A 20,176-nucleotide genomic window follows, 5' to 3' on the forward strand; every position below is an offset into this window, starting at 1 on the left:
CCGCGTACACTGGAGCGTCCTCCCGGCCGTCCGTCCTCTGGAGCCCCCGTGACCACGCCCCCCTTCGATCCGCCGTCCGAGCGCGACATCGCGGTCGTCTCCGCCCAGCTGGGCCGTCCCGCCCGGGACGTCGTCGGGATCAGCGCACGCTGCGTCTGCGGCGACCCGACGGTGGTCTCCACGAGCCCCCGCCTGTCCGACGGCACGCCGTTCCCCACCTTCTACTACCTGACCCACCCCGCCGCGACGGCCGCGATCTCGCAGCTCGAGGCCACCCAGGTCATGGTCGAGTACAACGCGATGCTCGCCGAGGACGAGGAGCTGCGCGAGGCGTACGCCGCTGCGCACCGGGCGTTCCTGGCCGACCGCGAGAGCGTCGGCTCCGTCCCCGAGATCGCGGGCATCTCCTCCGGGGGCATGCCCTCGCGGGTGAAGTGCCTCCACGCCCTCGCCGCGCACGCCCTCGCGGCGGGCCCCGGCGTCAATCCGATCGGCGATCTGGCCCTGGCCCGCGCCGACTGGTCTCCCGAGCGCTGCGCCTGCAGGCCGCTCGACGCGTAGCCGCTCCTACCGGAGCCACGGAGGCGCCACCACCGGCGCGCTCTTCGCTAAGCTGATTCCCAGTCGGGGTCAGTGCTGCCCACCGCATCGAGAGCGGGCACTTCGCATTGCGTGAGGGTGTTCGCATTGTCCATCCCTCTTGGAGAGTCAACCGTGCCCAGAATCCTGATCGTCGGAGGCGGCTACGCCGGCTTCTACACCGCGTGGAAGCTCGAGAAGCAGCTCCGCCCGCACGAGGCAGAGGTCACGATCGTCGACCCGCTGCCCTACATGGCGTACCTGCCCTTCCTCCCCGAGGTCGCCGCGGGGTCGATCGAGCCGCGCCACGCGATCGTCTCGCTCCGCCGCCACCTCAAGAAGACCGCGATCCTCGCCGCCAAGGTGACGAAGATCGACCACGCGAACCGCACCGCGACGATCACCCCGACCGTGGGCGAGCCCTACGAGTTCGAGTACGACCAGATCGTCGTCACCGCCGGCTCCGTCTCGCGCACCTTCCCGATCCCGGGCGTCGCCGACAACGCGATCGGCCTGAAGACGATCGAGGAGGCGACCGCGATCCGCGACCGCATGCTCACGAACTTCGACAAGGCCGCGTCGCTCCCCGCCGGCCCCGAGCGCTCGCGCCTGCTGACCGTCACGGTCGTCGGCGGCGGGTTCGCGGGCATCGAGGTCTTCGCCGAGCTGCGCTCCTTCGCGAGCGCGCTGCTCAAGCGCTACCCCGAGATCGACTTCGAGGAGACGCAGTTCCACCTCATCGAGGCGATGGGCCGGATCATGCCCGAGGTCGCCCTCGAGACGAGCCACTGGGTGCTGAAGAACCTCGACCAGCGCGGCGCCACCGTGCACCTCGACACGCAGCTCAAGTCGGCCGAGAACGGCGTCATCCAGCTGTCGACGGGCGAGAGCTTCGAGTCGGACCTCATCATCTGGACCGCGGGCGTCATGGCGAACCCGTCGATCAAGAACTCCGACCTGCCCATCGAGGAGCGCGGCCGCCTGCGCGTGCGCGCCGACCTCCGCGTCGGCCACGACGACGTGCTCGTCGAGGGCGCCTGGGGCGCCGGCGACGCGACGGCCGTCCCCGACCTCACCGGCGGCGGCGTCGGCGGCTTCTGCGTGCCGAACGCCCAGCACGCCGTCCGCCAGGGCAAGCTCATGGCCAAGAACATCACCGCGGTGCTCCGCGGCGAGGAGCCGGTCGACTACGTGCACAAGAACCTCGGCGCGGTCGCGGGCCTGGGCATCGGCATCGGCGTGTTCCAGTCCGGCAAGATCGCCGTGAAGGGCTTCCCCGCCTGGGTGATGCACCGCGGCTACCACGGTCTCGCCATGCCCTCGTGGGAGCGCAAGTTCCGCGTGGTCTGGGGCTGGTGGAACAACCTCTGGCTCGGCCGCGACATCGCCTCGATCGAGGCCCGCGAGTACCCCCGCGGCTCCTTCGAGACCTACGCGTCGCGTCCGCGTCCGGCGGCCCCGGCCGCCGAGGCTCCGGCCGCGCAGGCCCCGGCGCAGATCCCCGGCCAGGCCGGTGCTCCGGTCCCGGTCGGCGGCGAGCCCGCCAAGTTCTGACACCGCCGCCGGGAGGGTCGCTCCTCCCGGTGGTCGCCCCCATAGCCCAATCGGCAGAGGCAGACGACTTAAAATCGTCTCAGTCTGGGTTCGAGTCCCAGTGGGGGCACTCCGTCCGACGTGCCGCTCTCTAGGCGGCGCGGGCGTGCGCGCTGCGTCGAGCGGGCTCGAGCAGCCCGGCCTCGAGGGCCTGGGTGATCTCGCCCGGGGTGCAGTCGGCGCAGAGCACGACGAGCTCCTCCTCGGTGTCGCGGCCGCCGGAGCGGTCGAGGACGACGGCGTCGGTTCCGCAGAGTGCGCATTCGATCATGCGGGTACCGTACGTCCGACCTCCGACATGCGCGCGGCAGCGCCCCGGCGCGTCTCGCCCGGATCCGGCAGGGCGCCGGGCGCGCCTCCGGACCGGTCGTCCTTCCGGCCGGAGGAGCCCGGTGTTCGGGAATCGGACGAGGATCCCGCGCGCCCGCGCCGCCTCGCCTAGAGTCGTCACCGGGCGGTTCCGAGCCCGGGCGCCCGCGTCCGGATGCGAGCCGCCCGGTCCACGGCGGGCGCCGGAACGGTCCCGCTTCTCGTGCCCGCGGGCACCGTCATGCACCGCCCGGCGACGGGCGGCCGGGAGGCCCCCATGGGGAAGCTGCTCTACGGAGCCTCGGGAGTCGAGATCGAGTTCGACGACCGCACGCTCACGCACGTCCAGATCGTCATCGCCAACAAGCTGCGCCGCCGCGAGAGCTTCTTCTTCTCCTGGCGGGACGACCCCGCGGTCGGCGACGGCCGCTCGAGCATCTGGCTCGACCCCTCCGTGCCCCTCTACTTCAAGTACTTCGGCGGACGGGTCCCCTCGATCAACCGCACCTGGATCGACCTGCTGACCGTCTCGGCGAACTCGTCCGGCGGGCTGCAGCTCGTGCAGGAGCCGGACGCCGCCCCCACCCCGCCGCCGAAGGGCGAGCAGGGCGCCTGACCCCCACCCGCCACGCCCCGGAGAAGAGCCCCATGCAGCGCGACGTCTCGGCCCACCTGACCCTCGACGTCGCGGCTCCGGCCGCCCTCGTCCTCTCGATCGCGGTGGCCGACGCGTACGGGGCGGAGGAGTCGCTGACGCTCACCGTCGACGGCCGCCCGCTCGCCGCTCGCGAGGTGATCGACCAGCACGGCACCCGGCTGCACGTGCTCGACGCGCCGGTCGGGCACCTCGTCGTGGACTACTCCGCGCGCGTCCTGGGACGCCTCGATCCGCTCGAGGGCGACGAGGTGGACCGGCTGCGGTACCTGCGGCCGAGCCGCTACGCCGAGTCGGACGTGCTGTGGGCGACGGCCCGGGCCGAGTTCGCCGGCCTCGCCGGGGCGGACCTCCTGCACGCGGTGAGCTCCTGGGTCGGCACGCGGCTGGCGTACGTCCCCGGCTCGAGCCTTCCGACGGACGGGGCCGAGCGGACGCTGCTCGCCCGCCGCGGCGTCTGCCGCGACTTCGCGCACCTCGTCGTCGCCCTCCTCCGGGCGCTGGACGTGCCCGCCCGACTGGCGGCCGTGTACGCGCCGGGACTGCAGCCGATGGACTTCCACGCGGTCGCGGAGGCCTGGATCGAGGGGGAGTGGCGCGCGGTCGACGCGACGACGCTCGCGCCGCGGTCGAGCCTCGTGCGGATCGCGACGGGACGCGACGCGGCCGATACCGCGTTCCTCGGCGTCTACGGCGGCATCGCGACGCTGCGCGAGCTGACCGTCGGCGCCGTGGCCGACGTGCTGCCGGGCGACGACCTCGACCGGCCCGTCTCGATCGGCTGAGCGGGCTCCGAGCCCGGCTACTCCGACTCGACGAAGCGCCGCCAGGCCCAGATCGACGTGCACACCGCGCTGAAGGCGACGACGGCGAAGAGCACCGGACCCGCTCCACCGTCGGTCGACCAGGACGCGATGGTCGGGGTGAGCAGCACGAACAGCACGGTCGTCGCGAGGAGCGTGAGCCCGAGCCAGAGCAGCGGGGACCAGCGCAGGATGCTGCGGCCGGCGGGGCGCCCGACCGGGAACAGCAGCACCACGCTCGAGCCGACCGAGATCAGCGTGGTCGCGCTGAGCACCTCCGCGGCGAGCACGGAGCCGAAAGAGCCGTCGGGCGGGACCACGGAGGAGGCGCCCCAGGCGAGTCCGGCGAGACCCAGCAGCGAGACGACGCGGACGGTGGAGAGCTTCGCGCGGTCGACGGCGGATGCGCCCTCGGGGAGGACGAGGCCGATCACCACGCCGAAGAGGAGCGCCGGGTCCAGTCCCGCGAAGCGCGAGACGAGAGCGGCCGCCGCGACCAGGAGCAGCGCGCGCGGAGCGGCGACGACGCCGATCCCGCTGACGCCGATCCGCCGGCCGACCAGCGCGGGGACGGCGGCGGCGACCGCGTTGACCACGGCGACGGCCACGATGACGGCGATCAGCAGGCGCAGGTAGGCGGGCTGGCCGTCGACGCGTCCCGAGAGCAGGACGAGGCCGGCTGCGCAGCCGATCATCCCGACGACCATCAGGCGCGGCGAGGCGGGACCGGTGTCCGGCTTGTCGTCGTACTCGACGGCGGCGCGGTTCCGGCCCGTGAGGTGCCAGCTGCGCTCGGCGCGGGGCGCGCGCCCGGCCGCGGCGAGGCGGGCCGGCACGACGACCAGGGCGAGCGAGAGCAGAGCGAGGGCGAGGGAGCGCATCCAGTCGGCCATCGAGACGACGGGCGATCCGGCGGACAGCGCGGTGGTCATCCCGGTCGCCGCGCTCCAGCCGCCCGGCTCGGATCCGGCGTCGGGGGCGGGCTGCGGCGGCACGTCACCGCCGTCCTGGTCTGGAGCCGGGACCGGTGCTGCGGTGGGCTCGGCGGTCGGCTCGTCCTGGGGCGCGGGCGCGGCCTCTCCGGGGCGGACGGGCGACGGGGACGCGGTCGGCGCCGCACTGCTCGGAGCGGGAGACGCGGCGGCCCCGGGTGCGGTGGGCGCGGCACCGGGGGCGGCCGGCGTCGTCGCGCTGGGCGTGCCGGTGGGAGCGGTCGTCGCCGCCGCGAAGGTCACGTCGATCCAGGGGCTCGGCGGGCTGTAGTTGCCGGCGCTGTCCCCGGCGATGGCGGAGACCCGGTGCGCGCCCGCCGTGATCGTGCCGCCGGTGCAGCTCCAGGCGCCTCCGCTGACCGCCGCGTCGCAGGTGTTGACCCGGTCCACGTACACGTAGGCGCGGGTGCCGTCCACGCCCGTCCCCGAGTAGGACGCGCCGCCGAGCGGCAGGGCGGCGCCGTTCGACGGCGAGGTGAGGGCGGGGGCGGCAGGAGCAGCGGTGTCGACCACGAGGGTCACCGGCGCGCTGGCCGGCGAGGCGGCGCTGCCGGCGAAGGAGGCGGTCTGCGTCGCGGTGACGCGGTAGCTGCCCGGCGCCGGAGTGGGGGCGAGCTGGCAGAACCATGCGCCGCCGGAGTCGGCGGTGGCCAGGCACGCGGCGCCGCCGTTCGAGACCGCGGCGACGCTCGCGCCGGGGTAGGCCGTGCCGCGGACCGAGCCCGCGGAGGTCGCCGAGCCGTCGACCGACTCGATGACGGGGGCGCTGAGGACGGCGATCGGGACGGCGGCCGAGGTGGTCCCGCCGCCGGCGAGGAGCTCCACCGCGACCAGGGTCGCCGGCCCGTCGTCGAGGGAGACGGCGCAGCTCCAGCCGCCGTCGGGGCCCGCGGTGGTGATGCAGAGGGGGTCGCCGCCGCCGCGGAGCCCGATCTGCACCTGGTCCCCGGCCGTCGCCGTGCCGGTGACCGTCGTCGCTCCCGTGCTGAGGACCGCGCCGGAGGCGGGAGCGGTGATCGTGAGAGCGGCGGCCTGCGCGGCCGGAGCGGCCAGCCCGGAGACGGAGGCGACGGCCGCGAGGAGCACCAGCAGCAGGGCGGCCGTGCGCCGCGGGGATCGGCGGAGTCGGGGCACCGGCACGACCGGTGAACCCCCCGGTACTGCCACGTCGACGCCCGATTTCACGATGCGTCCATTGCACGGGGGCAAGGGGGAGCTGTCAAGCGCGCCGCACCACTGTTCCCGGATGTACACCATCCGGAGGAGGCGTCTCAGTCGGTCGGGGGAGTCGGGGAGATCCGGGAGAGCGCTTCCGCGAGAATATACCCGTCGATCAGATCCGGAGGACAGTGGAATGCGCGAAGACGAGGCCCGCGGGCGCGATCGGCGGGAGGTGCGCGTCGAGGCCGCGCGCTTCGACGATCCGCGCGAGCTGGGCGGGCTCCTGCCGCCGGGCCTGCGCATCGGACTGGCGCAGAGCGCCTTCCAGACGGAGGGCTCCCTCGAGACGGGCGGCCGGGGCCGGTCGGTGTGGGACGACTTCGCGCTGCGACGGGGGACGATCGCCGAGGAGGCCACTCCCGAGATCGCGACGGACTTCCTCCTGCGCTGGCGCGAGGACCTCGCGCTGCTGGTCGATCTCGGCGTCGACGAGCTCCGGCTCTCGGTCTCGTGGCCCCGGCTGCAGCCCGACGGCCGCGGGCCGATCGACCGCGGAGGGCTCGGCTTCTACGACCGCCTGCTCGACGGGCTCGCCGAGACGGGGATCCGGGTCGCGCTGACCCTGCACCACCGCGACACCCCGTCGGCGCTCAGCGGCGGCTGGATGAACCGCGACACCGCGTTCCGCTTCGGTGATCTCGCCTTCGAGCTCGGCGGGCGGTTCGGCGACCGGGTCGCCGACTGGATCACCCTCGACCAGCCGTCGACGGTGATGCTCGAGGGCTACGCGCTCGCGCGGCAGGCGCCGGGCGCCGGCCGGCTGTTCAGCGCCCTGCCGGCGCTGCACCACCAGCTTCTCGGGCACGGCGTGGCGCTGGAGGCGCTGCGAGCGGCGGAGGTGACCGGGAGGATCGGCCTCGTCGACGCGCTCGCGCCGGTCGAGCCCGCCTCGGACGACGACCGGGACCGCGCCTTCGCCTCCCTGGCGGACGTCCTGCGGAACCGCCTGGTGGCCGACGCCGTGCTGACCGGGTCCTACCCGGTCGGACCGGAGGAGCTGCCGCCGTTCCTCGGCGCCCTCGCGCAGGCGGATCCGGTCGACCTCGCGCGCATCTCGGCTCCGCTCGACTTCTACGCGGTCGCGCCGCTGCCGCCGCTGCGGATCGTGGCGGGCCGCGACCCGGCGCTGCCGACCGGGGTGGGCGCTCCTCCCGCGCTCCCCTTCCACACGGCGCCCTGGCCGGAGCTGGACCGCACGGGCGACGGCTCGCCGGTCGCACCCTGGGCGGTGGTCTCGGTGCTGCGGTCCCTCGTGGAGCGCTACGGCGACGCCCTGCCGCCGCTGGTGGTGACCGCGCTCGGCGCGAGCTACCCCGACGAGCCCGATCGCGAGGGTGCGATCGTCGACACGGAGCGGATCCGCTGGCTCGGGGCTCACCTGGCCGCTCTCGCCGAGGCCGTCCACGACGGACTGCCGGTGGAGGCCGTGCAGCTCTGGACCCTGGTCGACGCGTTCGAGTGGCAGCACGGCTACAGCCGCCCGCACGGGCTCGTGGCCGTCGACACGCGCAGCCGGGATCGCGTGCCCAAGGCGTCGTTCGACTGGCTCCGGCGCGTCCTCGACGCCCGCTCCTGACGCGGGGGCGTGCGAGACTGCCGCCGTGCGCAGCCTCCTCGCCCTCGCCTCCGTCCTCCACGCCGACCCCGCCCCGGTGCTCGCCGCCCTCGCGGACGTCCTCGCCGCCGACGGCGCCTACGAGCGGCGGGGGAGCGGGCTCGAGCGCCGACTCCCCGTGCTCGGCGTCGAGCAGTGGCGGGTCCTGGCGGACGAGGAGGGGGCCCGGGTCGAGTGCGAGCTGATCGCCGCACCCGCCTCGTCGGCGCTCGCCGGGGTCCTCCTCCGGCGGCGGATCCGCGAGGCGCCGGACCGGTTCCGCGCGGTCGTGACCGCGGTCGCCGACGCGGTGGAGTGACGCTCCGGGGACGCCCGCGCGGGTCCGCTCCGCCGCCCGCTCTCCGCTCCGCCCGCCGACCGGCCCGCCGCCCCGCCTCCACCCCGCGCCAGCGCCCCCCGAACGGGGAATGCGCGGGCGCTCGCCGCTGTTGTCTACCGATGACGGGACGGGGCTCGGCGCCCCGCCCACCGGACAGCTCGAAGGAGCCAGAGGCAGATGGCAGGAACAGGGATGAACAAGGGTCGAGGGGCGCGCGGCAGTGACGACGAGATCGTCTACCGCCGCCATGCGAACGGACGCGGCATGGTCGCTCCCGGATCGCGCGTCTCGGCGACCGCGTACGTGGAGACCGGCGCCTACGTGGAGCCCGGCGCGACCGTGGGCGAGCGCGCCTGGATCGGCGCGGGCAGCTGGGTCGACCGCGACGCCATGATCGGGCACAGCGCCTTCATCGGCGCGAACGTGCACGTCGGGCCCGAGGCGATCATCGGACCGGGGGCGCGGATCGGGAGCTACTCCCGCATCGGACGCTCGGCCGTGATCGCGACCGGCGCCCGCATCGACCGCGACACCGTGGTGCCCGACGGCGCCCGGAAGGGCATCGACGAGGCGAGCGAGAGCGGCCGCCGCGCGGCCTGACCCCCACGACCCTGTTCCGCCGGCTCCCCGGAGCGGCGGAATAGGGTCGTTCCATGTTCGAACTCCACCACCTCAGCGCCCAGGAGCAGTGGGACTGGCTGCAGCGCGGAGAGGTCACGCCTCTCGAGCTCGCCGATCACTACCTCGCCCGGATCGAGCGGTGGAACGGGGAGCTGGGCGCCTTCGCCACGGTGACCGCCGATCGGGCGCGGGAGCGGGCGTCATCGCTCGGCACCGGGCCCGGCACCGCTCCGCTCTGGGGCCTGCCGAGCGGCGACAAGGACCTCTGGCGGCGCGCGGGCGTGCGGACCGCATCCGGATCGCGGCTGCGCGAGCACCACGTGCCCACCGCCTCCGACGAGATCGTCGAGGTGCTCGATGCGGCGGGAGCGGTCAGCCTCGGCAAGACCGCGGCGCCCGAGTTCGGGATGCCCTCCTACACCGAGACGCTGATCGGCCCGCCCGCCGTCACGCCCTGGGACACCCGCCTCGGGGCCGGCGGATCCAGCGGAGGAGCGGCGGTCGCCGTCGCCGCGGGACTGCTGCCGTTCGCCCCCGCCTCGGACGGCGGCGGGTCCATCCGCATCCCCGCCGCGGCCTGCGGCCTGGTAGGACTGAAGCCCTCCCGCGGACGCGTCGCCGCGCTCTCCGGCATCGGCGGGGTCGGCGGGCTGACGGTCGCCGGGCCGATCACCCGCTCGGTCGCCGACGCGGGCCTCCTGCTCGAGGGCATGCTGGAGCGGACGAACGGCCGCCTCCCGCAGCGCTGGTCGCTCGGCGCGCCCGGCGACGGCGACGGCTCGTTCCTCGGCGCCGCGGTGCGCGGAGAGGGGCGCTTCCAGATCGGCGTGCTGACGGACTCGCCCTGGGACGAGGAGTACGAGATCGCTCTCGCTCCGGAGGCGCGCGCCGCGCTGGACGAGGGGATCGCCGCGCTGGCCGCGCTCGGCCACGGGCTCGAGGAGGCGTCGCTCCCCCCGAGCGCCCCGTACCCCGCTGCGTTCCGGACGCTGTGGCAGAGCGGCGCGGCGACCCTGCCCGTCGAGGGCGCGGACCTCGATCTGCTGGAGCCGCTGACCCGCTGGCTGGTGGAGGAGGGACGCCGGCGCTCCGCCCGCGAGATCGTCGAGGCGGCGTCGTGGCTCTCGGGCTACGAGCGCGCGGTGATCGCGGCGTTCTCCGGCGTCGACGCGGTCCTGACGCCGTCGCTGGCGATGACGCCGCGCCCCGTCGGCTGGTACGACCTCGAGGATCCCGAGCGCAATTTCGAGCAGCAGTGCCTCTACACGCCGTACACGTCCTTCGTGAACGTGAGCGGCCTCCCCGCGATCACCCTTCCGCTGAGCACCACGGAGGAGGGCCTGCCGATGGGAGTCCAGCTGATCGGGCGACCCGGCGGCGAGGCGACGCTGCTGGCGATCGGCGCGCAGCTCGAGCGGCGGGCGCGCTGGCAGAGGCGGCACCCGCCGCAGTGGTGACGGGGGAGGCCGCAGCGGTGTCGGGTCCGGGCGCGGCCGCACGGCGGATGGTCAGGTCCGGCTCTGGTCACTGAGGTAAGCCTTGCCTATACTCGAACACGATGTGCATGTTCGAGGACCGCGACGGCTCCGCGCCGGTCGACGTGAAGCAGTTCCTGATCGCGGGCGACGAGACCGTCGTGCCGTGGATCCAGAGCATCCTCGACACCCTCCCCGCGAACGCCCGCGGCCAGGTCTTCGTCGAGGTCGATGACGCGCGCGGACTGCCGCCGCTCGCCGCCCCCGGGCGGGTCTGCGTCACCTGGCTCGGCCGCTCCGAGCGCTCGGGCGCCCCCGGCACCGGTGAGCGATGCTCCCGCGGAGTCGCACTCGACCGCGCGGTCCGGGCCTGGGTCGGCGAGATGTCGGTCGTCGACGGTGACTACCCGTGGGCCGACGGCCGCCACGACTTCTGCGCCTGGATCGGCGGGGCCGGCCCCGTCGTCGCCGAGCTCGCCGCCGACGTCGAGGCGCGCCTGCGCACCTCCGCCGAGCACGCCGCGCGCTGACCGTCCGCCGGGCGTCCCGGCTGAGTGTTAGGCAAGGCTTACCTTCTGTGCGAGACTGAGGCGATGCCTCCGACGACCGCCGCCCCCGCCCGACCGGCCTACCGGCCGTACCTCGCGACCGTCGCCGCAGCGACCCGGATCGCCCCGCACTTCATCCGCGTGACCCTTACCGGCACCGGCCTCGACCACGTCGGCTGCACCGGCCCCGACCAGCGCATCAAGCTCGTCGTCCCCACCGCAGCCTCCGACGCCCCCGCCTTCCTCGCCTCCGTCTCGGACCCCGACGGACCCGACGGACTCGACCCCGACTGGTACGGCCGCTGGCGACAGCTCCCCGACGAGCTCCGGAACCCGCTCCGCACCTACACCATCCGCGCCGTCCGCCCCGAGGACGCCGAGGTCGACATCGACTTCGCCGCCCACGGCGACACCGGACCGGCCTCCGCCTGGGTCGAGAGCGCCCGCGCCGGCGACCAGATCGTCATCATCGCGCCCGACACGCGCTCCGACCTCCCCGGCGGCGGAGTCGAGTTCCACCCCGGCGCCGCCACCTCCCTCCTCCTCGCCGGCGACGAGACGGCCGTCCCCGCCATCGCCGCGATCCTCGAGAGCCTCGACGACGACGCCACCGGAGCCGCGTTCCTCGAGGTCCCCACCGCCCACGACCGCCTCCCGCTCCGCCACCCCGCCGGCGTCCACGTCACCTGGATCGTCCGCGCCGACGCGGCAGCCCCCGGAGCGGCCCTCGGCGACGCGGTCCGCGCCTGGGCCACCCGCTTCCTCACCGCCCACCACCGCGGCGTCGACGTCAGCGACATCGACGTCGACCACGAGATGCTCTGGGAGGTCCCCGACGAGAGCACCGACCCCGGCCTCTACGCCTGGATCGCCGGAGAAGCCGGCGCCGTGAAGCTGATCCGCCGCTGCCTCGTCACCGAGCTCGGACTCGACCGGAGGCGGGTGGCGTTCATGGGGTACTGGCGCCTCGGCCGCCAAGAGTCCAACTGACCCGGAGCGCCGCAGGGCGACGTTCTGCGGCGTTGTCGTCGGGCGCGATACCGCCGGTATCGCTTCCTCCTCCGCCTTGCAGAACGACGCCCTGCGACGCTCCGGGCGCTGCTCGTAGGGGTGCGGCGCGCCAGGGGCGCGACCGCGGAGGACGATGCTGATCGAGTGGACTTCGCAGAGGGCGTCTCGAGAGTCATTGCCGACGGATTTCGCGCGTGATCGAGCGGTCCTCGGGTGCCCGGCGAGTCGGGCGACCGCGCCCGGACATGCTCATCGGGTAGCCCTCGGAGAGGGAGTTTCGAGATCCACGCCCGACCGATTTCGCGGCTGATCGAGCAGCTCGCGGGCACAGACCGAGTCGGGCGACCGCGCGCAGACCTGCTGATCGGGCAGCCCTCGGAGAGGGCGTGTCGAGATCCACCCGACGAGCGCGCCGGGTGCTCCGCGCCGCCCCGGCGTCGAGTCGGCGGCGGCGGGGAGCGGCAGCGGGCTACAGGGTGGGCGAGACGCCCACGAGGCGGCTGGAGAGGGTCCAGAGGTCGTGGGCGAGAGCGCGGTCGCGGGCCTGGGGGTTCAGGGAGCCGTGCAGTGTCAGCTGGTCGAAGTAGGTGCCGCTGGCGGCACCGACATCGGGCTCGGAGGCGAGGGTGATCAGCGGTACCGCACCCGCCTCGGCGGAGATGCCGAAGGAGCCGACCGAGAGGCTCGTCATCAGCTTCATCATCGTGCTGTCGGCACCGAAGCTCGTCGAGACGACGCCCGGGTGGAACGAGTACGCGTCGACCGACGTCGTCAGCAGGCGCTCCGCCAGCTCGCGGATGAAGAGGATCGTCACCAGCTTCGACGTGCCGTAGGCCCGCCAGCCGCCGAGCCACGGACCGCGGCGGTTGTCGAGGTCGTCGAGCCTCAGGCGACCGAAGCGGTTCGCGAGGCTCGCCGTGGAGACGACGCGGACGCCGGCCCGCTCCCTCGAGGTCTCGATCATCCGCGGGAGCAGGAGCCGCGTGAGCAGGAACGGCGCGAGATGGTTGCTCTGGATCGTCCGCTCGTGGCCGTCGACCGTCTCGGCGCGGTGGGAGACGAGCCCGCCCGCGTTGTTCGCCAGCACGTCGATCCGCTCGTGGCGCTCGAGGAGGCCGTCGGCCAGGGCGCGGACGTCGTCGAGCCGGTCGAAGTCGGCCAGGAACGCGTCCCCTCCCACGTCGGCGGCGACCGCGCGGGTGCGCTCGGGGTTCCGCCCGACCACGGCCACGCGGGCACCGGCGGACGCCAGCGCTCCCGCCGCGACCCGGCCGATGCCGGAGCTCGCTCCGGTGAGGACGACGACGCGCCCCGTCATGTCAGTGACCACGGAGATATCCGCCCTTCTCGAGACCGGCTTCGATCTCGAATCGATTGCGCAGCGGATCGCGACCCGCCACCGTGTACGCGAACGGGAACCACATCCCGTAGAGCCGCCACTGCTCCTTGTGCACGGCCTCGTGCTCGAGGACGCTGTCGGAGACGTTGGTGCCCGTGAGGTAGCTCGTGCCGACGCAGGACCCTCCGCGGCCGAACGCCCAGGAGGGCAGACCGGTGAAGACGACGAGGCCGTGGCTGCGCCGGATCGGGCCCGTGCTCCACAGCGCGCCCCAGGCGAGTCCGACCGCGCACGCGAAGAGGTAGCCGGGCCGGGTGATCGCCGGATCCAGGGCCACCGTCGCGACGGCTCGACGGAGCGCGCTCACGCGCTGTCGCGTCCGTAGGTCTCGAGCAGCCGCAGCCAGACCTCGCTGATCGTCGGATAGGAGGGGACCGCGTGCCAGAGGCGCGAGAGCGGCACCTCGCCGACGACGGCGATCGTCGCGGAGTGGATCAGCTCGCCGACCTCCTTGCCGACGAAGGTGACGCCGAGGACGACCTTCCGGTCCTCGTCCACGACCATCCTCGCGGTGCCCGTGTAGCCGTCGGCGGCGAGGGCGGCGCCGGCGACCGAGCCGATCTCGTAGTCGACGACGCGGGTTCGGTAGCCGGCCTTCTCGGCGCCCGCGGCGGTGAGGCCGACGGACGCGACCTCGGGGTCGGTGAAGACGACCTGCGGCACGGCCTCGTGGTCCGCGGTCGCGACGTGCGCTCCCCAGGGGGCGTCGTGGACCTCGGCACCGGTGGCGCGCGCGACGATCACGTCGCCGGCCGCACGGGCCTGGTACTTGCCCTGGTGCGTGAGCAGTGCGCGGTGGTTCACGTCGCCGACCCCGTAGAGCCACGGACGCCCGCCGCCGAGGGGAGCACCGTCGCCGCCCAGCGCGAGCATCGTGTCGTCGACCGTCAGCGAGGAGCCGGGCTCGAGGCCCACCGTCTCGAGGCCGACGTCGCGGGTGTGCGGGGCGCGGCCGGTCGCGGCGAGCACCTGGTCAGCCTCGATGACGTCGCCGCCCTCGAGCGTCACCGCCACGGTGCCGTCGGACCGGCGCTCGACCGAGACGGGCGAGTCGCCGAGGCGCAGGTCGACGCCGAGCTCCTGGAGCGCCGAGCCGACGAGCTCGCCGGCGAAGGGCTCGAACGGCGCGAGGAGTCCGCTGCGGGCGACGAGCGTGACGGAGGAGCCCATGCCGGCGTAGGCGGTCGCCATCTCGGTCGCGACGACTCCGCCGCCGATGACGACGAGGCGCGGCGGCACCTCCTCGGCTGAGGTGGCCTCGCGGCTCGTCCAGGGGGATGCCGCGCGCAGGCCAGGGATGTCGGGGACGACGGCGGTGGTGCCGGTCGCGACGGCGACGGCGGAGCGGGCGCGGAGCACGCGCACCTCGCCGTCGGGTCCGGTCACGGTGACCTCGCGCTCGCCGCTCAGGCGGCCGTGCCCGCGGACGAGCTCGATGCCGGCGCCCTCGAGCCACTGCACCTGGCCGTGGTCGTCGAAGTGGCTGGTGAAGGAGTCGCGGCGGGCCAGGAGCGCGGGCACGTCGACTCCTCCGCTCACCGCCTGCGCCGCGCCGGGGAGATCACGGGCGGCGCGGAGCGCCATCGGCGGCCGCAGCAGCGCCTTCGAGGGCATGCACGCCCAGTAGGAGCACTCGCCCCCGACGAGCTCGCTCTCGACGACGGCCGCGGTGAGGCCGCCCTGGACCGCGCGGTCCGCGAGGTTCTCGCCCACCGGCCCTGCTCCGATGACGATGACGTCGAACTCGTCCGTCGTGCTGCTCATGCTGTCTCCCTGGGGTTCTCGGAGGCGTCGAGCCCCGTCGTCGGTGGGTGCCCGGCGCTCAATGCGCCGGCACGATCTCGGCCCGCCAGCCGTCGTAGCGGCCGCCGTGGCTCTCGACCGCCTCGATCACCTGGCGGAGGAACGCGGTGGTCGACTCCTCGTCGACCGCGGCGTGGTGGCTCGCGACGAGGACCTGCCTCAGCCTCAGCCGCGAGATCGCGATCTGGAAGCCGGAGGCCACGAGGACGCGCCCGGCCCGTCGTGCGGTGCTGCGGCGGGAGAAGACGGCGAAGTGGTCGACCTCGCGCAACTCCCACACCTGGTCGCCGTAGCGGAGCCGGATCTCGAGCTGCTGCGCGGCCCGCTGCTGCTGCGCCTCGAGGGAGGAGCCGCCGGGCGCCGTGACGGTGGTGCTCTCGTCGCTCATCGTCCGGTGAACTCCGCCCTCGTGCGCTGGAGGAAGGCCTCGGTGCCGATGCGCGCATCCTCGGACGCCGCGAGACGCGCGAGCGCCCCGGGGAGCGCGGCCGCGGCCTCGGCGTCGGACGCGGCGACCGCGAGCCGGGCACTGGCCAGGGCGGCCTGCACGGCGAGCGGCGCCTGCGCGGCGATCCGGGCGGCCAGCGCCCAGGCCGCCTCGGCGACCGTCCCGTCGGGGACGACCTGCTGCACGAGGCCGATGCGGTGGGCCTCCTCGGCGTCGAAGAGGTCGCCGGTGAGGATCCAGCGCATCGCGTCGCCCCAGCCGACGGCGCGGGGGAAGCGCAGCGTCGCTCCGCCGAAGGGCAGGATGCCGCGGGCGACCTCGATCTGGCCGAAGCGGGTGGACCGCTCGGCGAGGACGACGTCGCTCGCGAGCGCGAGCTCGATGCCGAGTGTGAGGCAGGTGCCCTGGAGGCCGATGACCACCGGCTTGCTCACGGGGCGGGTGCGCAGGCCCCAGGGGTCGAGACCGCCCTCGGGCACGAAGTCGAGGCCGTCGGAGCCCAGGCGGGGCCCGATGTCGGCGAGGTCGAGCCCGGCCGTGAAGTGCCCGCCCTCGGCGAGGACGACGCCGGCGCGCAGCTCCGGGTCGCGGTCGAGCTCGCCGTACGCGGACGCCAGCTCCGCGAGCAGCCGCAGATCGGCGGCGTTGCGCTTCTCGGGCCGGTCCAGCACGATCGCGAGCACGGTCCCGCGCCGCTCGGTGCGCACGCGCGGTCTCTCGTCGCTCATCGTTCCTCCGCTCGGTCGCGTCCGACCATCTTGCCGGGTGCCGCCGACACGCGCTCGGGCTTGCGCGCCGATGGCAGGGCTCTCTCAGGCCCCGCGGGACAGAGCGCCGAGGAGGCGGAGGATCGTGGGCAGGTCGTCCTCGGCCGCGGTCGGCGACGACGGGGCGAACGAGGTGACGCCGGCGCCCGCGAGCGGGAAGCGGGACCGGAGGGCGTCGAGGCTCGCGACGAGGCGCGAGGCGGGCACGCCGAAGGGCACCGGGTCGAACAGCCCGGCGAGATCGGCGGGGTCGAGCACGTCCAGGTCGAGGTGCACGTAGACGGAGGCGGCACCGGTCGCCTCGACCGCCGCGACGAGCGACTCCGGGTCGAGGGCGTCCGCGGGCAGCACCGCGGCGCCCCGCTCGACCAGCCGCTCGAGCTCGCCGTCGTCGGCGGAGCGGACACCTCCGAGGACGACGCGCTCGTCGGCCACCCGCTCCTCGGCGCCCGCGCTCAGGAGGCCGACGCCGCGTCCCAGCGCGGCCGAGAGGACCATGCCGCAGAAGGCGCCGTTGGGGGAGGACTCGGGAGTGTGCGCGTCCGGGTGGGCGTCGAGCCAGACCAGCGCGACCGGGCCCGGTGCCGAGCGCACGGCGTGCCCGATCGCCGCGAACTCGACGCCGCAGTCGCCGCCGATCGTGATCACGGGACCAGTGCGGCCCGAGAGGGCCTCGCGCACCCGCTCGGCGACGGTGGCGACCGAGGCGTAGCGGCGGATGCCGGTGTCCTGGGCGTCGCCCGCCTCGGCGGGGATGTCGAGGGTCGTGGTGGCGGAGGAGGGCAGATCGCCCCGGATCGCCTCGGCTCCGTCGACGAGGCGCATCGCGCGCGTCGACGCCGAGCCCTGCCACTGGGGGACGACGAGGAAGGAGGCCATGTCCCTCACTATGGCACGCGCGCCGCTGCCGGGTGCCTGCGTCCTCAGGCCGCGGGCAGGCCTCCGGGGACGGCCGCGGGGCGGAGCGACGGGGGTGCGCCGTCGAGGTCGACCAGGGCCTCGTCGAGTGCGGAGCGGGCGCGGTCGGCGGCAGCGCGGGCCTCGTCCAGAGCGCCGGCCGGATCGCCTGCCGCACGGCGCACCGCGGTGTCCAGCTGCCCGAGCGTCTCCTCGGCGAGGATCCGGGGTGCCGCGGTGATGCGCTCGCCGTGCACGGCGGCCAGGAGCAGCACCGACTCGGCACCGAGCCGGGCCGCGGTGCGCGCCGCCTCGAACAGCAGGAGCTGGCGCTCGGCCTGGGCGCGCGGCTCGCGGTATCCGGAGACAACGGCGTCCAGAGCGGAGTCGGCGTCGAGCAGCAGGACCAGCAGCGCGGCAGGATCGTGGCGGGCGCCGGCCGACCGGGCGTCGTCGGCGTCGAGGAGGAGCGACCGTGCCGCGGCGCACGCGACGGCCACGTCGGCGGCGGAGGCGAGCTGCGCCGAGGTGCGCAGGTCCGAGAGGGTGGCGGCCCGCTCCAGGTCGTCCCGCACGGAGCGCTCGACGCCGCTCAGCTGCACCTCGGCGCGGGTCACGAGCCCGACCAGCGAGTCGACCGCGTCGAGCAGGGCGTCGGGATCGGGGGAGCCGCCGGCGGCGACGTGCTCGACGGCCTCGCGCAGCGGTCGGACCCGGCGCTCGGGAGTGGTCCCGGCGAGGACGGAGACCTCGGAGCGCGCCTGCTGCACGCGCTCCGGGAGGGACGGGCTCGGCGAGGTCACTCCGTGATCGTACGGCCGGAGTGTGACACCGCGTGACACGGCGGTTCGACCGGCGGCGGCGGCGTGCCCAGGATGGAGTCATGACCCGCTCGCTCGCCATCGTCGAGGTCGCCCGCGTGCGACCGGGCCGCGAGGAGTACCACGCCTACGTGCAGATCCTGAACGGCCGCATCCTCGCTCTCGCGCACGAGCGCGGCTGGCGGGCGGAGCGCTTCGCCGCCGAGGAGCTGGGCACGGAGGAGCTGCTGGCGCGCACGGCGGGGGCGGACGCCCTCGTCCTCGCGGGCGGCGAGGACATCGCTCCCGAGCAGTACGGCGCCGACCGCGGCTACCCGGCCGAGGGCCCCCACGCGGAGCGCGCCGACGCCGCCCAGATCGCGCTGGTGCACCGGGCACTGGCCCGCCGGACCCCGCTGCTGGGCATCTGCCGCGGCCTGCAGATCGTCAACGTCGCGCTCGGCGGCACGCTGGTGCAGGACCTGGGTCCGGAGGCGGAGCACGTCAACGCGGCGGCCCCCGCTCACCAGCGCATGCACCGGCACGAGGTCGGGCTCGCGGCGGGCTCCGTGCTCGGCGGGCTCTTCGGGTCCGAGGCGCTCGCGGTGCAGAGCGCGCACCACCAGGCGGTCGACCTGCTCGCTCCGGGGCTGCGGGTCGTCGCCCGGGCGGAGGACGGCGTGATCGAGGCCGTCGAGCACGTCGCGGCCCCCCTCGTGGGCGTGCAGTGGCACCCCGAGGACCCGGACGCTCCCGCCGGTCAGCTGGCGACGCTGCTCGACGGGCTGGCGCTCGCCGCCGCCCGCGGGGAGTTCGCGCTGCCCCTCGCCGCCTGAGCGGCCGGGGCTCCCCGCGGGCGACCGTGCTCAGCGGGCCAGTCGGGCCATCCACGCCTCGATGTCGTCGGCCGAGCGCGGGATGCCGGCCGAGAGGTTCTCGGCGCCGTCGGCGGTGACGAGCACGTCGTCCTCGATCCGGACGCCGATGCCGCGCAGCTCCTCCGGGACCGTGAGGTCGTCGGGCTGGAAGTAGAGGCCGGGCTCGATCGTGAAGACCATGCCCTCCTCGACCAGTCCGTCGAGGTACATCTCGCGCCGTGCCCGGGCGCAGTCGTGCACGTCGAGCCCGAGGTGGTGGCTGGTGCCGTGGACCATGTAGCGGCGGTGCTGCTGGTTGTCGGCCTCGAGCGCCTCCTCGGCGCTGACCGGCAGCAGGCCCCACTCGGCGGTGCGCCGCGCGATGACGGCCATCGCCGCGGCGTGAACCTCGCGGAAGCGGATGCCGGGTCGGACGATCGCGAACGCGGCGTCGGCCGCCTCCCGCACCGTCTCGTGAACCTGGCGCTGGGCGTCCGTGTAGCGGCCGTCCACCGGGAAGGTGCGCGTGATGTCGGCGGTGTAGTAGCTGTCCTGCTCGACGCCGGCGTCCAGCAGCACCAGCTGGCCGGGGCGCACCGGCCCGTCGTTGCGCGTCCAGTGCAGGATGCAGGCGTGGGGGCCCGCCGCGGCGATGGTGTCGTAGCCGACCGCGTTGCCGTCGGCGCGCGCGCGTCCGTTGAAGACGCCCTCGATCAGGCGCTCGCCCTTCTCGTGGGCGATGATGCGCGGCAGGTCGGACAAGACGTCCTCGAAGCCGCGGCCCGTCGCGTCGACGGCGGCGCGCAGCTCGGCGATCTCGTAGGCGTCCTTGACCAGGCGGAGCTCGGCGATGTCGCGCTCGAGCGCCGCGTCGCGGTCCGCCCGCTCGTCGGCCTCGACCGCGTCGAGACGGCCGGTCACCGCCGGGTCGGCCTCGCGCAGCACGGCGAGGGGGACGCCGTCGTGCGCGTCGAGGACCGCGTCGAGCTCGGCGATCCCGCGGGTGGCGAGGCCGAGATCGCTCGCGACCTGCGCGAGCGACGGACGCGGCCCGATCCAGAACTCGCCGATCTCGGGGTTGGCGTAGAACTCGTCGGAGTCGCGGCCCGCGCGCTCGCGGAAGTAGAGCGTCGCGCTGTGGCCGGACCCGGCGGGCTCGAGGACGAGCACCGCGCCGGGCTCGGAGTCGGAGCCCCAGCCGGTGAGCCAGGTGAAGGCCGAGTGCGCACGGAACGGGTAGTCGGTGTCGTTCGCGCGCTGCTTGAGGCGGCCCGCCGGGACGACGATGCGCACGCCGGTGTGCAGCGCGGAGAGGCGCTCGCGGCGGGAGGCGGCGAAGGACGCCTGCTCGCGCGGAGCAGGCAGCGGCTCCTCCCGCTCGGCCCAGCCGGACGCGATGAAGTCGCGGAAGCGGTCGGAGGCGGGGGTCGTCGAGCGGTTCGCGGTGGCGCGGGGGCGCGGGGC

21 protein-coding genes and 1 tRNA gene are annotated in these 20,176 nt (G+C 74.8%); 12 read left to right on the plus strand and 10 right to left on the minus strand.

Features of this window, described 5'->3' with window-relative positions:
• Positions 1-48: 48 nt before the first annotated feature.
• The 3 genes from C5C71_RS16070 to C5C71_RS16080 all read left to right on the plus strand — a co-directional run bounded on the left by C5C71_RS16070 (position 49) and on the right by C5C71_RS16080 (position 2,242).
• Entirely contained in the window at positions 49-561 is a 513-nt protein-coding gene (locus C5C71_RS16070) for a DUF501 domain-containing protein (RefSeq protein WP_104227430.1), read from the plus strand.
• Between the two features lie 153 nt (positions 562-714).
• Entirely contained in the window at positions 715-2,133 is a 1,419-nt protein-coding gene (locus C5C71_RS16075; protein ID WP_104338071.1) for an NAD(P)/FAD-dependent oxidoreductase, read from the plus strand.
• A 35-nt stretch (positions 2,134-2,168) separates the two neighbouring features.
• Positions 2,169-2,242, plus strand: a tRNA-Leu gene (locus C5C71_RS16080).
• Positions 2,243-2,263: 21 nt separating this feature from the next.
• On the opposite strand, the gene C5C71_RS16085 is transcribed toward C5C71_RS16080, so the two are convergent.
• A complete protein-coding gene (locus C5C71_RS16085) occupies positions 2,264-2,443 on the minus strand; it encodes a hypothetical protein (protein ID WP_104225020.1) in 180 nt (59 codons plus the stop codon).
• 315 nt (positions 2,444-2,758) lie between these two features.
• Here C5C71_RS16085 and C5C71_RS16090 point away from each other — a divergent pair, with 315 nt between their 5' ends.
• Both C5C71_RS16090 and C5C71_RS16095 read left to right on the plus strand, forming a co-directional pair.
• The gene (locus C5C71_RS16090; protein ID WP_068211888.1) at positions 2,759-3,097 is read left to right on the plus strand and encodes an ATP-dependent DNA ligase; all 339 of its coding nucleotides are present in this window, start codon (positions 2,759-2,761) and stop codon (positions 3,095-3,097) included.
• 32 nt (positions 3,098-3,129) lie between these two features.
• Positions 3,130-3,921 (plus strand): transglutaminase family protein, encoded by a 792-nt coding sequence (locus C5C71_RS16095; protein ID WP_104234572.1) that lies wholly within the window; start codon positions 3,130-3,132, stop codon positions 3,919-3,921.
• A gap of 17 nt (positions 3,922-3,938) precedes the next feature.
• On the opposite strand, the gene C5C71_RS16100 is transcribed toward C5C71_RS16095, so the two are convergent.
• Positions 3,939-6,065, minus strand: a complete 2,127-nt coding sequence (locus C5C71_RS16100; RefSeq protein WP_181065745.1) for a hypothetical protein — start codon at positions 6,063-6,065, stop codon at positions 3,939-3,941.
• A gap of 220 nt (positions 6,066-6,285) precedes the next feature.
• Here C5C71_RS16100 and C5C71_RS16105 point away from each other — a divergent pair, with 220 nt between their 5' ends.
• The 6 genes from C5C71_RS16105 (at position 6,286) to C5C71_RS16130 (ending at position 11,720) form a co-directional block, all read left to right on the plus strand.
• The gene (locus tag C5C71_RS16105) at positions 6,286-7,728 is read left to right on the plus strand and encodes a glycoside hydrolase family 1 protein (protein ID WP_181065746.1); all 1,443 of its coding nucleotides are present in this window, start codon (positions 6,286-6,288) and stop codon (positions 7,726-7,728) included.
• A 25-nt stretch (positions 7,729-7,753) separates the two neighbouring features.
• Positions 7,754-8,065: a hypothetical protein gene (locus C5C71_RS16110; protein ID WP_104267029.1), complete on the plus strand. Its 312-nt coding sequence runs from the start codon at positions 7,754-7,756 to the stop codon at positions 8,063-8,065.
• Positions 8,066-8,263: 198 nt separating this feature from the next.
• The gene (locus C5C71_RS16115; protein ID WP_104225025.1) at positions 8,264-8,686 is read left to right on the plus strand and encodes a transferase; all 423 of its coding nucleotides are present in this window, start codon (positions 8,264-8,266) and stop codon (positions 8,684-8,686) included.
• Between the two features lie 53 nt (positions 8,687-8,739).
• Positions 8,740-10,164 carry an amidase gene (locus tag C5C71_RS16120; protein WP_104338074.1) on the plus strand — a complete coding sequence of 475 codons (1,425 nt, stop codon included), beginning with the start codon at positions 8,740-8,742 and terminating at the stop codon, positions 10,162-10,164.
• A gap of 101 nt (positions 10,165-10,265) precedes the next feature.
• Positions 10,266-10,712, plus strand: a complete 447-nt coding sequence (locus tag C5C71_RS16125) for an SIP domain-containing protein (protein ID WP_104248226.1) — start codon at positions 10,266-10,268, stop codon at positions 10,710-10,712.
• 63 nt (positions 10,713-10,775) lie between these two features.
• A complete protein-coding gene (locus C5C71_RS16130; protein WP_104338075.1) occupies positions 10,776-11,720 on the plus strand; it encodes a siderophore-interacting protein in 945 nt (314 codons plus the stop codon).
• A 490-nt stretch (positions 11,721-12,210) separates the two neighbouring features.
• On the opposite strand, the gene C5C71_RS16135 is transcribed toward C5C71_RS16130, so the two are convergent.
• From C5C71_RS16135 to C5C71_RS16165, 7 genes are all read right to left on the minus strand, one after another.
• Positions 12,211-13,071, minus strand: coding sequence for an SDR family NAD(P)-dependent oxidoreductase (locus tag C5C71_RS16135; RefSeq protein WP_258068749.1), 861 nt, complete (start codon positions 13,069-13,071; stop codon positions 12,211-12,213).
• Entirely contained in the window at positions 13,061-13,447 is a 387-nt protein-coding gene (locus C5C71_RS16140; protein ID WP_104227423.1) for a Fe-S oxidoreductase, read from the minus strand. Before C5C71_RS16140 ends, C5C71_RS16135 begins: the two co-directional genes overlap by 11 nt.
• Positions 13,444-14,904: an NAD(P)/FAD-dependent oxidoreductase gene (locus tag C5C71_RS16145; RefSeq protein ID WP_104335596.1), complete on the minus strand. Its 1,461-nt coding sequence runs from the start codon at positions 14,902-14,904 to the stop codon at positions 13,444-13,446. The genes C5C71_RS16140 and C5C71_RS16145 overlap by 4 nt, the downstream gene beginning before the upstream one ends.
• Before the next feature lie 58 nt (positions 14,905-14,962).
• A complete protein-coding gene (locus C5C71_RS16150) occupies positions 14,963-15,331 on the minus strand; it encodes a ribonuclease E inhibitor RraB (RefSeq protein ID WP_104338077.1) in 369 nt (122 codons plus the stop codon).
• On the minus strand, positions 15,328-16,119 hold the full coding sequence (locus C5C71_RS16155; RefSeq protein WP_104335595.1) for a crotonase/enoyl-CoA hydratase family protein: 792 nt from the start codon (positions 16,117-16,119) through the stop codon (positions 15,328-15,330). The genes C5C71_RS16150 and C5C71_RS16155 overlap by 4 nt, the downstream gene beginning before the upstream one ends.
• Positions 16,120-16,203: 84 nt before the next feature.
• Entirely contained in the window at positions 16,204-17,037 is an 834-nt protein-coding gene (locus tag C5C71_RS16160; protein ID WP_104338078.1) for an arginase family protein, read from the minus strand.
• 44 nt (positions 17,038-17,081) lie between these two features.
• Entirely contained in the window at positions 17,082-17,858 is a 777-nt protein-coding gene (locus C5C71_RS16165; RefSeq protein WP_104225035.1) for a hypothetical protein, read from the minus strand.
• 80 nt (positions 17,859-17,938) lie between these two features.
• On the opposite strand from C5C71_RS16165, the gene C5C71_RS16170 reads away from it, so the two are divergent.
• Positions 17,939-18,691, plus strand: a complete 753-nt coding sequence (locus C5C71_RS16170) for a gamma-glutamyl-gamma-aminobutyrate hydrolase family protein (protein ID WP_104225036.1) — start codon at positions 17,939-17,941, stop codon at positions 18,689-18,691.
• A gap of 30 nt (positions 18,692-18,721) precedes the next feature.
• Here C5C71_RS16170 and C5C71_RS16175 read toward each other — a convergent pair.
• Positions 18,722-20,176: aminopeptidase P family protein (locus tag C5C71_RS16175; protein WP_104338079.1), on the minus strand; the 1,455-nt coding region annotated here is incomplete at its 5' end.

This window comes from Rathayibacter sp. AY1C1 (assembly GCF_002932105.1).
Classification (GTDB): Bacteria; Actinomycetota; Actinomycetes; order Actinomycetales; family Microbacteriaceae; genus Rathayibacter.

Coding starts and splice junctions, on each gene's coding strand:
- C5C71_RS16085 (WP_104225020.1), bottom strand. CDS start 2,443: ATGATCGAATGCGCACTCTGCGGAACCGACGCCGTCGTCCTCGACCGC.
- C5C71_RS16090 (WP_068211888.1), top strand. CDS start 2,759: ATGGGGAAGCTGCTCTACGGAGCCTCGGGAGTCGAGATCGAGTTCGAC.
- C5C71_RS16095 (WP_104234572.1), top strand. CDS start 3,130: ATGCAGCGCGACGTCTCGGCCCACCTGACCCTCGACGTCGCGGCTCCG.
- C5C71_RS16105 (WP_181065746.1), top strand. CDS start 6,286: ATGCGCGAAGACGAGGCCCGCGGGCGCGATCGGCGGGAGGTGCGCGTC.
- C5C71_RS16115 (WP_104225025.1), top strand. CDS start 8,264: ATGGCAGGAACAGGGATGAACAAGGGTCGAGGGGCGCGCGGCAGTGAC.
- C5C71_RS16120 (WP_104338074.1), top strand. CDS start 8,740: ATGTTCGAACTCCACCACCTCAGCGCCCAGGAGCAGTGGGACTGGCTG.
- C5C71_RS16125 (WP_104248226.1), top strand. CDS start 10,266: ATGTGCATGTTCGAGGACCGCGACGGCTCCGCGCCGGTCGACGTGAAG.
- C5C71_RS16130 (WP_104338075.1), top strand. CDS start 10,776: ATGCCTCCGACGACCGCCGCCCCCGCCCGACCGGCCTACCGGCCGTAC.
- C5C71_RS16145 (WP_104335596.1), bottom strand. CDS start 14,904: ATGAGCAGCACGACGGACGAGTTCGACGTCATCGTCATCGGAGCAGGG.
- C5C71_RS16150 (WP_104338077.1), bottom strand. CDS start 15,331: ATGAGCGACGAGAGCACCACCGTCACGGCGCCCGGCGGCTCCTCCCTC.
- C5C71_RS16155 (WP_104335595.1), bottom strand. CDS start 16,119: ATGAGCGACGAGAGACCGCGCGTGCGCACCGAGCGGCGCGGGACCGTG.
- C5C71_RS16160 (WP_104338078.1), bottom strand. CDS start 17,037: ATGGCCTCCTTCCTCGTCGTCCCCCAGTGGCAGGGCTCGGCGTCGACG.
- C5C71_RS16170 (WP_104225036.1), top strand. CDS start 17,939: ATGACCCGCTCGCTCGCCATCGTCGAGGTCGCCCGCGTGCGACCGGGC.